Raw genomic sequence first — 14,859 nt, 5'->3', positions numbered from 1 at the left:
AGTGTTCCCTCATCCCGTAAAGCGATACCCGATGCCTCTCACCGTTTGTATGCGTTGCGGGTGCGTGACATCCTCTTCAATTTTCTCCCGTAACCAATGCACATACACATCAAGGAGGCGATCATCATGTGTCTCGGCAGAAAGTGCATGAGAAGCCCCAGAAGACCCAGGCGTGCCTGCCTGGATGCGTCCCAAGAGTTCTCTGCGTGCAAGGACTATCCCTCGATGCTGCACAAAGTGGAGCAGCAAATCAAAGAGCCGCGTAGAGAACTCGACTGGCTGCCCATTGAGCCATACCTCGCGCCCAGAGAGATCGAGACGGATATTTCCGGCAATCAGTTCACGTGTGTCTGGCTGATCAGCGGTCTCCTGGGACCCCCTTCCTTCAGGATCAGGACAGCAGCGCAAATGCTGGCTCCTGCGTAAAAGTGCTCGCAGCCGCGCGTGGAAGACCCTCCAGTTGAGCGGCCAGGTCATGTACTCATCGGCGCCAACTTCTAAACCCACAATCGTCTCGACATCGCTCTTGTCGTCTGGCTGTACCGCCAGAAGGAACACAGGAAGTGATGCATGCGTGTGATGGATACGAATCAGACGGCAAAGCTCCAGTCCATCGCGACGTGGGAGAGAGAGATCCACAATCGCCAGCAGCAATGGGTGCGCTTCAAACAGGTGGAAGGCCTGCTCCCCATCGTCGGCGGTCACAAGCTCATAGCCCTCATTCCGCAAGAAATTGGAGATTCCCTGTTGTATGTGCGCATCGCCACTCGCGACCAGAATGGGTGCCTGTGTTCGCTCAAACAGTTCCGTCATGATTGCGCGCTCCCTCTCTTCGCGTTGCCAGATACGTGCCAAGAACGTTCTTGGTCCTCTCATCCTGTGGCTCAAGAAAGAGGTGATGTGTGGGTGCATACGTCACAAGACATCCGTCAACGAGGATGCCCGTCGTATCAGCCAGGCGGCGAGCCTGATAGGGATCGGAGGTGGTCAGAATAATCGTCATCTTCTGCCCGAGCGTGTGAAGCAAGGTCTCGATCTGAGAGGCTGCGGCTGGATCAAGGAGGCTACATGGCTCATCAAGCAAGAGGACATCGGGTTCCAGGGCAAGAGCGCGTGCCAGACACAGTAATTGCTGCTGCCCCAACGCCAGATGGAGCGCATGGTGTGCCAGCCTCTCTTTGACGTCATGCCATAAGCCAACACGCTGTAAGACCTGTTCGATACGCTCATCGAGTTGGCGCTTTCGAAGCCCGTCGCGAAGACGGAGGCCATAGGCCACGTTCTCATAAATTGAGCGTGGAAACGGGTTCGGGCATTGCCAGACCATCCCCACTCGCTGACGCAGGAGCATGGTCTCGGTGCTATTGCGCCCATAGAGGGAAAGATCCTCACCATCCAGCAGGACATTTCCTTCTATATGCACATCAGAGAGCAGGTCGTAGGTATGATTAAGAACGCGTAACAGGCTGGATTTTCCGCTCCCTGACGAGCCGAGAAGGGCCGTCATTCCATAACGCTCGATATCCATCGTGACATGAAAGACCCGTTGTGTTCGTCCGTAGAAAACATTGAGATCACGAATTTCAAACTGCGGTGTTGTGCGTGACATCTCCTGATCCCTTTCCTGTCCTCGTGATACCAACCGGAATGCGCGCCATTGCGCACTCCGATGTGTGTTCCTCCTAATGGTCTTCGCAGAACGACGAGAACGTGTGCAGGCACGTTGGTTCGCTTCTCAGACAGAGAGAACCGTTTCCTATGACACCTGTGAAGAAATGAGCAGTGAGCGGCGTTCTTTTTCCCAGCTCTGCGCGCTCATTTGGACAGGGTCCCAGGGGCTACTTAAGGGCGGCGTATAGGAGAGATCCAGGTTGCTCAATGCATCGACGCTCATCGCATGAAAGAGCGCGGTGGCAAAGATATCAATGCGCTTCGAGACTTCACTACGAGCATGCCCAATCATTTGTGCACCCAGGAGGGAACCAGTCGTTTTGTCGCCCGTCAGGCGAATGTGAAGCGGTTGTGCTCCTGGATAATAGACCTTATGGTCCCAGTGGGTCGTTTCGACCGTCAACGGATCAAAGCCTGCCGCTCGCGCCTCGTCCTCACGTAGTCCGGTACGAGCAATAACCAGGTCGAATACCTTGAGTACCTGTGTTCCCAGTGACCCTGCAAAGAGTTGCTGTCCACCGATGGCATTTTCACCGGCGACGCGACCCTGTTTGTGGGCTGTCGTCCCCAGAGGGAGATAGGTATACTCCTGCAAGAGAGGATGCCAGGTTTCGACACAGTCTCCCGCCGCGTAGATAGCAGGAACATTTGTTTCCATCGCGCGGTTCACGCGAATCGCTCCATAGGACCCGAGAGCGACACCGGCTGTCTGCGCCAGCTCCACGTCCGGGCGCACGCCGACCGACACCAGCACCACATCTGTTTCCAGCGAGACATCCGGCGTTCCTCGCACACGCAAGCGCGTCCCACTCGTGACAATTTCCTCGACCGAGGCTGGAGTGATGACCTGAACACCATGGCGGTGCAATTCCTCTTCGACCCGCTGCCCCAGAGGAATATCAACCGTCTTGAGGACCGCGGGATTATGTTCAATGAGCGTTACTTCCAATCCTCGTTTGCGAAGCGCATCTGCCATCTCCAGGCCAATGTATCCGGCTCCGATAATGACAGCCGAGCGTGGTGGCTGTGGTATAGCAGTAAGCGTCCGCTCAAATGCGAAGCAATCGTCCATTGAATGCAGGCAATGCACGCCTGGAAGATCAAGTCCTCCAATGGATGGGCGAGTGGGGAGCGCACCAGTTCCGATAATCAGGCGATCATAGGCGAATTGATGAAGCGCTCCCTCAGCATCGCGTGCAGTCACCTGATAGGTCATAGGATCAATAGCAATAGCTCGATGATTGAGGAACAGGTGCATCCCTGTTGCCCTGATTTCATCGACCGTCCGATGGGCGAGTGTATGCCAATCGGTGATTTCACCACTCAAATAAAAAGGAAGACCGCAGATACTGAAGTTAGGATACTGATCCGCGACCAGGACGGTGACGTCAGTCGTTGGGTCAAGTTCCCTGGCGCGCAGGGCCGCGCTAATACCAGCATCACTTCCACCGATAATCACAAGACGTATCATGAGAAGACTCCTTGAGAGAAAAATGCAAAGCTATCATTTGAGAAAAAAGGAAAAGGTATTTTATACGGCATAGGCTTTCTCTATCTTTGCACTTTTTGGCTGAGCCGCATCAAGCGGCCAGCAGATCAACCAACGTGTCAGGGTGAATGCCAGAAAGGAACTGCTCATGCAGCCAGTCAAGCAAGCGATGACGATGGCGACGCTGGATTTCGCGCCGGGCTTCGCCAATGGTCACCGCGCGTTGCCACCTGAGTTGCAAGCGGTGCTGTTCTTCCTCCAGAAAGACGTAGAGCAGCATCGCCAGGGTCCAGAAACGCACCAGGGCCTGAGTACTCATGAGCTGGTAGTGGTCCAACCCCAGCTCTTCTTTGCCATCAGCGAAGAGAACCTCAATGTCCCAGCGCGCCGAGATATGGGCAAGCAAGACCTCAACCGAGGCGTCCAGATCACTAGAGGCCCAATAGCGCGCCTGGGAGAGCGGAGCCGAGAGCGAGTGGCGCACGATCACAACCTGACAACGGTACAGTTTGCGTACACTGGTGGTCACCACATGGACAGACACCGCTTTGCCGCCGCGCGGCCAGGAAGTCTGGACGAAATCTTGCTCTGTCAAGCCGGCCAGATAATCACTCAGTTTCTGCCACCGCCATCCTTGCGGCGTGGTGGCATCGGCAATGCGCAGCCACCGGTTGCTCTTGATCCCGGTCGTGATGAGGAAGTCTCGATCACGAGCCGCACGCCACAGGCATTGAGCGCAGTACCAACTGTCCAGCAAGACATGCGTTTTTGTCCCGACGACTGGCTCAAAGGTGCGAATGAGTGTCTCCATCAGCGTGATCTTGCTCTCAAACGCCACGTCTTCGCTTACGCAGACCTTCTCCTGTCGGTACAACTGCGGAGCCAAGGGGCACCTGCGATCCAGCAACACGTAGAGTCCCTGCACCAAACTGTGGCCGACGATGCGCTGCTCGTAGGTGGTCGAGTGATGCTTGCCCAGACCCTGCATCTTGCGCCCTTTCGGTTTGCTCATCGTGGAATCATCTCCAATCAGATACCCGGTCACCAAGGGATCTTTGGGGCGACCTCGACGTTTGGGTTGCGCCTGACGTTGTTGTTCCCGTTCGGCTTCCACCAACGGCTGCATCTCGGTGCGGAAGCGTTCCAGCCAGACGACGACCAATGCTTCGGCTACCCACGGAGCTTCCGAGAGAATGCGACTCAACCCGCTCAAGCTGGGAGGCTGCGCAATCTTGCTCAGCATCCCCGAGAGCGTGCGCCTGCCCTCGCATTCCAGCAGCCCCAGCAGGACGGTCACGAAGTACTCATATTGGGGCTTGGAGAAGACCGCACGGAACCGCTCGGCAAAGTAGCGCACTTCTGCATCCAGACAGAGAATAGGCTGTGGCATCGGACACCTCCGTGGTTTCAGGTTGTTTGTTACCTGTTTGATACCACATGGTGTCCTTCCCTGCTACCCTCTTTTCAAAAGTGCAAACATAGAGAGGCTTTGATGAGCAGATTGATGCGTGACGCAATTAAGTCACGCGTCCAACGAAATGCCAGGCGTTGTTCTTGTGGATCTCCACCTTGGGCAATAGGATCAGGAAAATGCCAGTGAAGATACTGGCGAGCAGCAGAAAACGTCGGGCAGGCTTCAGTTTTCTCATCGCAAATGAGCACTGCAAGGTCAACCGCCAACTGACAAGGAACGCGTGTCAGATCGTAGATGGCATACTCATCGTGTTCGCTAATAGGTTGGCCCAATTCCCCATGACTTTGGCTGCCAGTGGATGCAATGTCTCAGGAGGGCTTCCCGTGCTCCAACTGAGAAATCGTCCCGCCCCTCGTGCTCGCAGGAGCGCAGCAGCCATATGAGATCGAGTTGCCGTTGGACTCAAAAAGACCACACGCAAGGGAGAGCGGGTATGTGCCTGAGAAGAATCACTCTCTGCTCCATAGGCAGACAATGGCAACGATCCCTGAGAGGAAAAGATCCCGTGCATCAGTGCGTGTGTAAGAGATGAAAGGCGTTGTAGTACGTGCATCATCGCTTTTTCTCCATAGATAGCCCCTCAAGAAATGACAAGCGGTCCTACTGTTGTTAGTTTCACAAAATGGAATCCAGGGCCACAGAATGTTTGCGTCGCACCTGTGTAGCTGTTTTCGCTGAATTCTGAGAACAGAAACGTCAGGAACGACCATCTCCTCTTCCAAACCACGACGACTCTCGTTTCTCTCGAGATGCTACACGACGTGCTGATGCGGCCTGGCGTGTTCGCGTTCGATAAGAAGAAGGAAATAGCGGATACGCGTCATTAATTGGCGCGCGGTCAACTCGAAGATCTGAGAGCGCTCTTCTTCATCGCCCTCAGCTTCAGCTGGATCAGGAAAACTCCAGTGAATACGCTCAGGATCGCCAGGAAAAGCAGGACAGGATTCCCGCACACGATCACAAACCGTAATGACATAATCAAAGGTCTGGCCAGTAAATTCACGAAGATGCTTGGAGTGTTGGTGACCAATATCCATTCCAAGGGTGTGCATCGCTTGTACAGCCAGGGGATGGAGTTGTGTTGGATGGCTCCCTCCACTCGCGACTTCGATCCTTCCGCCACTGAGAGCACGTAACGCTCCTTCAGCGATTTGCGAACGAGCGCTGTTGTGTGTACAGAGGAAAAGGACACGTACTGCCTGCATAGCGAGATAAGACCCCATAGGGCCCCGCTCTCCCTCAAGGAGTTCCGGCACGTGAAGCACAGGATGGAGTGACTCGCCCGATGTTGTGTAGAGGAAACGCAACGTTTCAAGATTGAGACTGTAGTATGCGAGGCGTTCATCAGCACTGCTGCGCCTCTCGGAGACCAATTGCTGCTCAACCAGCAAGCGAATATGGTAGGAAATCAGGTTTTGTGGTTGCTTGAGGGAACGTACCAACTCTAACCCGCTAGAGTCGCTGCGTGCCAGCAACATCAAGATATTCCAGCGAATATCGTTAGACAACAGCTTAAACAATTCTGGCGCGTGCGCCAGCGCAGTCGCTTTCCCCATGCATTGCTCCAAAATTTATTAGTTCAAATAACTTTGATGTAATTATACCCGAGCAATTGGACAATTGCAAGATCTTTGCGGTTGTCGTTGGTCGATAAAAAAAGGAGAATTCAAAAGAATATCTCCTACTAGAGCGCACACATTCCCCTTCTGACGTACGAGATATAACAACAATTCCCTGCGAACAAAGCGCCAAGCACATATACTTGGCGCTTTGTTCGCAGGGAAAGTGGCAATGAGAGGAAGATTATGAAGAAGCTATTGATTGCTTCCATTGGACACTGAGAGTACCCGAATATTTTTTGAGATGTTGATCGCAGGCAATCTCATATTCGATAGGGAATCCCTGGCTCTTCTCTTGTAGAAGATATGCAACCACTCGCGGCATAGGCCACTCCCCTCCATGTCGAAGCTTTCTTATACGGTAAGAGATGATATGAGTATCTTCTGTTTTATTACAAAGCGGCCCACGTGTATTGGCTTGCAACGCTTGAACCGCATACAAGACATCCCAGGTCGGATCGTGCTTTACCCAGGCCCCAGGCGAGAGTGGAGCAACATTAAAATGGTATTATCAACTTAAATATTTTTGTTGATGAGCTTTCCCCACATCGATGCTATTTTCGCCAAGATTTTCCTGAATATCAGGTCAGAGATAGGGAACTCTCTCTACTTTGAGGCCTGTTTCTCGTACATAAGCTCTACAATTTTGTTTAAGTTGACAATACCGACTGAAGTGAGCTTCTCTCACTTCAGTCTCTTTTTTATTAAAAAGCACGAGATACTCCTACCTCATAAAGTTTTGGTAAGGCCTTATTTTAAGGCGGTAGCGTGTCAGGACGATTGAGATTTGTTGGGCATGATAGTCCCTTCGAGTGATTTGGCTTGAAGGAGCTGTGCCATCGTGACGTTCGCCGCCAGAAGATTAAGCCCATCCAGGTTTGCCCCGCGTAAATCAGCGTTGCTCAGGTTTGCACCGTGCAGATCTGCACCGCGCAGGTCCGCTCCACTGAGATCCGCCCCGCTCAAATCGGCCTTGCTCAAATCGATGATGTTGATAAGTTCAGATTCTGCCAGAAACGCGAAGAGAATGCTTCTGCGGTCAGGATCTACTGACCTCGTCATAAACAACTAAACTTCACCAAGTGCATAAGAAAAACAACGTTGAAGGATATCGCGTCGATGACGCAGGCGCTCTTTGGCACGCACAAGCTCTTGGTTGAGGTGAGTGAGATCCTGGCAACACAGGTTTTTGAGTTCGCGGCGTTTGAGGAGATTCCACACGTATTCCTGAGGATTGAGGTCAGGAGCATAGCCAGGCAACCGCTCGAGATGCACCCGTTTCCCTATTGGACTGGAGAGAAAGGTTTTGATCACATTCGCGCGATGGATTGGCGAGCCATCCCAAATAATGAGCAACTTGCCTGAGATCTTGCGGAGTAAGGCTCGTAAAAATCGTACGACGTCTTCGGCTCTATAGGCGTGCTCTTGTGTTTGCATGAAGATTCGCCCTTCTTGGGTGATGCCTCCAATTGCCGAGAGATGATCGCGGGTCAACTTGACACGCACTATCGGGGTCTGTCCTCTCGGGGAGTAGGTTCTCACCATCATCGGCAGAAGATAAAAGCCTGATTCGTCTACAAAAACGATCGTTCGCCTTTCTTGTGCGGCTTTTTTTTCCGTCAGGGCAGAGATACCGACTGAGTAGCCTCGGTCCAGCGTGATTCGAGCGAGGCCAGCACGGAAGAACGCTTGTGACGGAAACGAAACCGCGTGAGCTGCTCCTGCTGGGCACGGGTCGTCTGCTGGCGCAGTTCTCTCCACCGGCCCCGGTCAAGCTGAGCAATCTGGCGCTGCAAGTGGTGGCGGTGGGTCTCATCTTGCTCCCACCAGGGCGCATAGGCCACGCAGCGCCCATAGCGCAACAGATACGCATTCCAATTCTTGCGCCCGCTCACCCGGCGATACTGCGTTTTGAGCGCGCGAATGCTGCGCTCCATGTCATTGTTGGTGCGCGGAAAGTCCTCCCGCTCATAACACTGCACCAGGTACGGGCGCAGATTCGAAAGCACCTGCAGCAGCTCCCGTAGGCTCTCCTGTTCCAACTCCGAGAGGGGGGACGTTTCCAGAAGTTGGACCATCTGCTCGCGCCACGCGTCCAGGCGTCGTCCCACGCTCTCATTGCTCACGGGTTCTGCGAGCGTGCGTGCCGCTTCTTTCACCAGGATCGCTTCGACCTCACAGAGCCAGCCATACATCCGCTTGACCTGTCTCAGGTGCTCTGCCCAGGTTGCCCGTTCTGTCACAATTGCCTGCAGACGGGTGAGCTTCTGTTCACACCGCCGACTCACGGCGCCCCCTTTTTGAGCAAGTGCTGGAGACTGGCTTCGATCTCCTCCAGCATCTGGCTTGCCTCGACCGTCGCAAAAGTCAGCGGCTGCACGCCGTCGATATTGAGCGCGGTCAAGATCCCAGTGGCGTACGCATCCAGCACGCGGAGCTGCTCGGCCTCCTGAGGCGAGGCGGTCACGAGGGCCTTCTTGATCTGTTTGCGCACCGCACGAACCTTCGGCTGTAAGCGTTTGCGGATCGCCGTTTTCGCCGCTTTGTCTGCTTCAAAGGCGGTCTTGGAGGCATCGCGCAGCGCATGGAACTGACACACCTGATGAGGGACCTCCGGCCAGAGCTCCTGGAGTGCCAGCAGCTCACTTTCCTGGGCATCGCTGATCGTGCCCAGCACCTTCACCCCCAGCTCAACCACCGGAGTCAAGAGTGCTTTCATGACGGCAGTCTCCGAGGAGAGCACATTCTCGGCCACCAGGACCCGCCCAGTCAGCGCATCGCGGACCAGGTACACTGTCTCGTTCCCTTTGTCAGGCTGAATGCCGTCGATGGCAACAATGATGCCCCCGTTCTTCTCGACTTGGGCCAACCACTCCTGGTCCTCGTTGGCCGCACTCGCTGCCCGCAGCAACGTGCAGTACGCATCAAACAGGTAGAGCACTTCTCGGCGCGCGATCTTGACTCCCAACGGGGCCAACCGGGCCAGTAACTCGCGATGGATCTCGTCGACGGTTTGGTGCTCGACCAATCGCAGCCGCCCCACCAACAGCACCACATCCACCCCATACGTGAAGTGGGGCAGGGCCAGCGCATCCGCTCGCGCACTGCGATACGTCCGCTGATGGCCCACACACTGCGCATCGGAACAGCGGTAGCCCGCATGCACCAGTTTGATCACCTCCTGCAACGTGACCACCGTGCGTTCCGACAAGGTGACGGCCCGCCGGAGTCGCTTCTGGCAGTCGGCACAGTGTGTCACTTCGGGACGGTAAAAACGTCGGCTGACCTGGGAAAATGTCCGCGCAGGTTTCATGCGTTTCTCTCCTGGCTGTTTCTGAGATCCTTTCCTGGTGGAGAGTGTACCACATGGGCTCAGTCGGCATCTCTGCCCCTACGGTTTTTTTTAGAGCGGGCCACTCATGTTCTTTCCAGTCTTCAATTGCCTCCTCATTACGTTGTGTCGCTCGTTCCACCGGTTTTTGGATACTGTACCCCATCTCGCGGACAAGGCGACCACAATGGTCGGGATGATAGCTCACCTTGAACTCTCGTTTGATCACTTGGGCTAGTCTTCGACTATTCCAGACCTCCCCGACAAACCCATAGGCTGATGCTCCTTTCGCCAACAACGTCGGAATGTGCGCCTTCTGTTCAGCCGTCAAGCGAGGTGTCGCTCCTTTTGCAGGATGCGCTTTGAGGGCTTTTTCTCCCCCTTCTCTTCCTTGTTTGATCCATTGGCTCACGGCTCCTTCGCTCACTCCCAATGCCACGGCAATATCTTTTTGTTTCCATCCCTCATGTTTGAGGACCCAGGCGCGTTTGCGCCTTTCTTCTCGCCAATCGGCTTTTCTTGGTGCTCCCATTCCTCCTTCTATCGGCTTTCCCTCCTCATTCTTTACCTCTCTCTGTCGAGGTCAGTAAGAGCCGTAATACGGTCCAGGTGCGTGTGCGGGCAACAGCGCGCACCTCCGCATTGGTTTTTGACTCACGTAAGTTCTCGCTCAGCAGGAGATCCGCCATTTTATCAAGGTATCTATGGAGGGCGGCTTCTCGCGCCTGTTCAGTGCTAAGCCATGCCGTTCCCACGCCGACTACTACTGGAATTGCCAGAACGCCGAGGAGGTTGAGCCAGTCCCAGAGCGTTCTCCCCTGAAAACCGGTCCAGTTCAGGTGGTAGCCAGCCACAATGGCGGCAATGGAGACTACTAGCGCAATGGCTATCCCTTTACTAAGCGCCTGATGCCGCAATATATATTGCCGCCATATCGAAAGCCGTCTTCGCACCTTATTCCTCCAGCGCAGATGGCGCGTAGCAGCCTGTTTTTCCCAGGAAAGCCAGGTGAGTCGCAATAAGACGAGCGCGTTATGCCTGCTTTGATAGCAAATCCGTTCAAGCCTTGTCCCCCCACGCCCGGCAGAAGGGCAGCCCCCTTGCGGGGGCATGAGTAGGTACTTGTGAAAAGCGCACCTACCCGCCCTCCCGCGTGGGCCTGAGCCAGGTAGGCACTCTCTACCTGCGCGCATGAACTTGCTCAGGGACCTCGACCCTGACCGCTTCAAGCGTAAACTTGCCATCCTTCACATCAATGACGACGGTATCGCCATCGCGCACTGTCCCGTCAAGCAGTTCGCGCGCGATGCGGTTCTCAACCTCCCGTTGAATGACGCGCTTCAGTGGACGGGCGCCAAATTCCTCGTCGTATCCCATTTCGGCCAGCCGATCACGGGCAGTGCTGGTGAGTTGGAGCGTAATGTGGCGCTCGCTCAGGCGCTGGCGCAAGCGCTCCAGCTGAATATTGACGATATCTCGCATCTGTTCGCGCGCGATCGGGCGGAAGACGATGATTTCATCGATGCGGTTGATAAACTCTGGACGGAAACCTTCCCCACGCAAGCGTTGACGGACCATGCGCTGGACCTCGTCCTCGTCCAATTTCTCAAGCTCAGGCAGCCAGAGTACCCCGACGTTACTTGTCATGATCAGGACGGTATTCTTGAAGTCAACGGTGCGGCCCTGTCCATCTGTCAGGCGACCATCATCGAGTACCTGGAGCAGGATATTAAACACCTCTGGCGCGGCCTTCTCGATTTCGTCGAAGAGCACAACGCTATAGGGACGACGGCGTACCGCCTCCGTCAACTGACCTCCCTCTTCATAGCCGACATAGCCAGGAGGCGCACCTATCAAGCGTGCGACACTATGTCTCTCCATATACTCGGACATGTCGATGCGAATGATGGCATGCTCGTCATCGAAGAGGAATTCGGCGAGGGCTCGTGCCAGCTCGGTTTTACCCACGCCTGTTGGACCTAAGAAGAGGAAGCTGGCCAGCGGCCGGTTGGGGTCCTGGAGCCCCGCTCGCGCGCGACGTATAGCGTCGGAGACCGCTTGTAACGCCTGTTCTTGCCCGACAACACGTTTACGCAGGCGATCCTCCATATGGACAAGCTTCTCTATCTCGCCCTCCATGAGCCTGGTCGCGGGAATATGGGTCCATTGCGAGATAACCTCGGCAATATCTTCGGCATCCACCTCTTCTTTGAGCATACGAGTGCCTTTGATATTGGCGAGCCTCTCCTCCATCTCGTGTAGTTGCTGCTCCAGCCTAGGAATGACGCCATGGCGCAGCTCAGCTGCGCGGGCGAAATTGTACTCAAGCTCGGCTTTCTCCAGGTCTATCTGTGCCTGTTCAAGCTCTTGCTGTACACGGCGCATGGTCTCGACAGGTCCGCGTTCACGCTCGAGAGCCAGTTTCATAGCATTGAGTTGCTCTTGCAGGTTGGCGATCTCCTGCTCAACTTTCATGCGACGTTCCTGGCTGCCGGGGTCAGACTCCTTTTTGAGAGCTTCGTGCTCAATCTGCAACTGCCTGATACGCCGGTCCAGCGCATCGATCTCGGTGGGGGTGCTATCCAGCTCGACGCGCTTGCGGCTGGCTGCCTCATCCACCAGGTCAATGGCTTTATCGGGTAAGAAGCGGTCGGTAATGTAACGCTTGGAGAGAACGGCTGCGGAGACCAGGGCGCTGTCGGTGATGCGCACGCCGTGATGGGTTTCATAGCGCTGCTTGAGACCACGCAGAATGCTGATGGTATCCTCGACTGTTGGCTCATCAACCATGACGGGCTGGAAACGGCGCTCAAGCGCGGCATCTTTTTCAATATATTTGCGATACTCCTCCAGTGTGGTCGAGCCAATGCAGTGGAGTTCGCCACGGGCCAGCAAGGGTTTGAGCATGTTGGAGGCATCCATGGCCCCCTCCGCCGCGCCCGCGCCGACCAGGGTATGGAGTTCATCGATAAAGAGGATAATGTTGCCGTTGGAGTCGATCACCTCTTTGAGTACGGCCTTGAGGCGTTCCTCAAACTCACCACGATACTTGGCTCCCGCGATCAGCGCGCCGAGGTCGAGGGCGATAATCTGTTTGCCGACCAGCGTTTTCGGCACATCGCTGCGCATGATACGCAGGGCCAATCCCTCGACAATGGCGGTCTTGCCGACGCCCGGCTCTCCAATCAAGACCGGGTTATTCTTGGTACGGCGACTTAAGACCTGGATGACACGCCTGATCTCTGCGTCTCTCCCGATGACCGGATCGAGCTTCCCTTGTGCCGCCAGCATGGTAAGGTTGCGGCCATATTTTTCGAGTGCCTGGTATTTCCCCTCTGGATTCTGGTCGGTCACGCGTTGCCCACCACGGATGGAGGTGAGGATCTGTAGTACCTTGTCCCGCGTCAACCCTGCCATCTGTAGTGCCTTTGGCGTCACACCATTGCTTACATTGAACATGGCTAGCAACAGGTGTTCAACGCTGAGATACTCGTCGTGAAAGTTCCCCATCTCCTTCCAGGCATCTTCCAGGAGCGTGCGTAGGCGCGGTGAAAGGCTCGGCTCGCTTCCACCATACACCTTTGGCATACGCTCAAGCTCCTGATTTACCAGGCGCTGCGCCGCCTCGAGGTTGCCTCCAGCCTTCTCGATGACTTGCTGCACCACTCCACCTTCCTGGCTCAGTAGAGTGGCAAGGAGATGCTCTACATCAACCTGGCTATGGTTGTTTGCTCTTGCTATCTGTCCAGCTTCATTGATAGCTTCACGAGCCTTTTCTGTGAAACGCTCAATGTTCATACTCTCTCGTTCCCCTCTGTTGGCATGTGAATGCACGATCCTTGTGGGTAGAGCACGAAGATGTTTTCAAGCTTGTTCTTGCCAATCACTGGAAAGCTGCCATGCCGAAGACTGTATCTCGGTTACCTGGCTTCTTGTTTGTTCCAGTTCTTGCTGGAGCATTGCCAGGCGTCTGAGCAGGTAGAGGACGACTTCGACGCCCTCCAGATTCACTCCTAACTCATGCTGTAAGCGGCGAATACGTCGCAGGTGTAGCACATCCTCTTCGCTATAGCGTCGGTTTTTACCGCTGCCTTCGCCCTGTACAAGGCCCAATGCCTCCAATGAATGCAATGTTCGCATATTAAGGTGGCTCGCGGTGGCAGCCTCATGTTCGCTATATGAGCGTGGCGTGGTATATGGTTGCACTACGATACGCGTAATAAATGGGCTATCCATGGCTGCTCCTTTCTTCTACCGGGCTTGCCTGGGGAACGTAGCCAACAGAACGGGCGAAGGCTTCGAAGAGGTGGCGCTGCTCTGGACTGAGGTGTTTAGGCATTACCACGTGTATGTCAGCGTAGAGATCGCCCCGTTTCTCTGGTCCTCCCATAACAGGCATGCCCTGGCCTCGTAGACGCAACGCGGTACCCTCCTCGGTCCCGGGAGGTATACGCAGCAACAGGCGGCGGCCATCTGGGGTCGGTACCTGTACCTCTCCACCTAATACAGCCTCGGCGAGAGGAACCTCGACGCGCGTATGCAGCGTTGTCCCCTCCCGTGTGAAGCGAGGGTCAGGTGCCATATGTACACGCAGGTACAGATCACCGCGCCCGGCGGGACTCTCCTGGCCCTGACCAGCTATCCGTATACGCGAGCCTTCGTCCACCCCTGGGGGAATTTTTACCTCCAGGTGGCGTGTGCTACCATCTGGCGTGGCCAGTTCCAAAACACGCGTGGCGCCTTTGTAGGCTTCTGGAAGCGTCACGACGACTTCGGCTTCAACGTCCTGGCGAGCCGGGGCACGAGTCTCACCGCGCGTACGACCAGCCGTTCGCGATCTCCTCGTGCCTGGACCCGCACCAAAGTAGGTCTCGAAGAAATCCGAGAACGGGGCTGCACCGCCAAAGAGATCATTCAAGTCTTCTTCGCTGACGGTACGATAGTAGGTACGCCGTCCGTCTGCCCCCACTCCACCTGTCGCTCCCGCCCCACCCGCGTGGCCAGCGCCGGGCCAGCTTCCATACTGCCGGTAATACCTATCCATCTCGTCATATTGCTTCCGTTTCTCTGGATCCGAGAGCACTTCATTGGCTTCATTGATATCCTTGAATCTCTCCTCGGCCGCTTTATCGCCAGGATTGATGTCGGGGTGATACTGGCGCGCAAGTTTGCGATAGGCTTTTTGAATATCTTTCTGACTCGCGTTCCTGTCCACGCCCAGCGTCTTGTAATAGTCCTTATACTCAACAGCCATGGGATCTTTCTCCTGGAAGAG

At 55.2% G+C, this 14,859-nt stretch carries 14 protein-coding genes and 1 pseudogene; all 15 read right to left on the bottom strand.

Annotated elements, in window-relative coordinates; all coding sequences use genetic code 11:
• Window positions 1-9: 9 nt before the first annotated feature.
• The 15 genes and pseudogenes from JMJ16_RS11970 to JMJ16_RS11900 all read right to left on the bottom strand — a co-directional run bounded on the left by JMJ16_RS11970 (window position 10) and on the right by JMJ16_RS11900 (window position 14,838).
• Complete coding sequence (locus tag JMJ16_RS11970; protein WP_201381465.1) at window positions 10-813, bottom strand: response regulator transcription factor; 804 nt, start codon at window positions 811-813, stop codon at window positions 10-12.
• Entirely contained in the window at window positions 797-1,609 is an 813-nt protein-coding gene (locus JMJ16_RS11965; protein WP_201381464.1) for a phosphate ABC transporter ATP-binding protein, read from the bottom strand. The genes JMJ16_RS11970 and JMJ16_RS11965 overlap by 17 nt, the downstream gene beginning before the upstream one ends.
• 147 nt (window positions 1,610-1,756) lie before the next feature.
• Entirely contained in the window at window positions 1,757-3,142 is a 1,386-nt protein-coding gene (locus JMJ16_RS11960) for an FAD-dependent oxidoreductase (RefSeq protein WP_201381457.1), read from the bottom strand.
• Between the two features lie 109 nt (window positions 3,143-3,251).
• Window positions 3,252-4,550, bottom strand: a complete 1,299-nt coding sequence (locus tag JMJ16_RS11955; RefSeq protein WP_201381455.1) for a transposase — start codon at window positions 4,548-4,550, stop codon at window positions 3,252-3,254.
• Window positions 4,551-4,624: 74 nt separating this feature from the next.
• Window positions 4,625-4,906 carry a hypothetical protein gene (locus JMJ16_RS11950; protein ID WP_201381453.1) on the bottom strand — a complete coding sequence of 94 codons (282 nt, stop codon included), beginning with the start codon at window positions 4,904-4,906 and terminating at the stop codon, window positions 4,625-4,627.
• 480 nt (window positions 4,907-5,386) lie between these two features.
• Window positions 5,387-6,190, bottom strand: coding sequence for an ArsR family transcriptional regulator (locus tag JMJ16_RS11945; protein ID WP_201381451.1), 804 nt, complete (start codon window positions 6,188-6,190; stop codon window positions 5,387-5,389).
• An 834-nt stretch (window positions 6,191-7,024) separates the two neighbouring features.
• Window positions 7,025-7,315, bottom strand: coding sequence for a pentapeptide repeat-containing protein (locus JMJ16_RS11940; RefSeq protein WP_236601419.1), 291 nt, complete (start codon window positions 7,313-7,315; stop codon window positions 7,025-7,027).
• Window positions 7,316-7,321: 6 nt separating this feature from the next.
• On the bottom strand, window positions 7,322-7,840 hold the full coding sequence (locus JMJ16_RS11935; RefSeq protein WP_236601564.1) for a transposase: 519 nt from the start codon (window positions 7,838-7,840) through the stop codon (window positions 7,322-7,324).
• A 32-nt stretch (window positions 7,841-7,872) separates the two neighbouring features.
• Window positions 7,873-8,541 (bottom strand): transposase, encoded by a 669-nt coding sequence (locus tag JMJ16_RS11930; protein ID WP_201377911.1) that lies wholly within the window; start codon window positions 8,539-8,541, stop codon window positions 7,873-7,875.
• Window positions 8,538-9,566, bottom strand: a complete 1,029-nt coding sequence (locus tag JMJ16_RS11925) for a hypothetical protein (protein WP_201377840.1) — start codon at window positions 9,564-9,566, stop codon at window positions 8,538-8,540. The genes JMJ16_RS11930 and JMJ16_RS11925 overlap by 4 nt, the downstream gene beginning before the upstream one ends.
• A 118-nt stretch (window positions 9,567-9,684) precedes the next feature.
• Window positions 9,685-10,116: pseudogene (locus JMJ16_RS11920) on the bottom strand (winged helix-turn-helix domain-containing protein); the annotation flags it as partial.
• Between the two features lie 25 nt (window positions 10,117-10,141).
• Window positions 10,142-10,537 carry a hypothetical protein gene (locus tag JMJ16_RS11915; protein ID WP_236601418.1) on the bottom strand — a complete coding sequence of 132 codons (396 nt, stop codon included), beginning with the start codon at window positions 10,535-10,537 and terminating at the stop codon, window positions 10,142-10,144.
• Window positions 10,538-10,763: 226 nt separating this feature from the next.
• Window positions 10,764-13,382: an ATP-dependent chaperone ClpB gene (gene clpB, locus JMJ16_RS11910; protein ID WP_201381449.1), complete on the bottom strand. Its 2,619-nt coding sequence runs from the start codon at window positions 13,380-13,382 to the stop codon at window positions 10,764-10,766.
• A 66-nt stretch (window positions 13,383-13,448) separates the two neighbouring features.
• Window positions 13,449-13,820 (bottom strand): chaperone modulator CbpM, encoded by a 372-nt coding sequence (locus JMJ16_RS11905; protein ID WP_201381447.1) that lies wholly within the window; start codon window positions 13,818-13,820, stop codon window positions 13,449-13,451.
• A complete protein-coding gene (locus JMJ16_RS11900; protein WP_201381445.1) occupies window positions 13,813-14,838 on the bottom strand; it encodes a DnaJ C-terminal domain-containing protein in 1,026 nt (341 codons plus the stop codon). Before JMJ16_RS11900 ends, JMJ16_RS11905 begins: the two co-directional genes overlap by 8 nt.
• Window positions 14,839-14,859: the final 21 nt, after the last annotated feature.

The organism is Ktedonobacter sp. SOSP1-52, assembly GCF_016587395.1.
The sequence above is the reverse complement of the archived record's forward strand: the minus strand, read 5'-3'. Positions and strand labels throughout refer to the sequence as shown.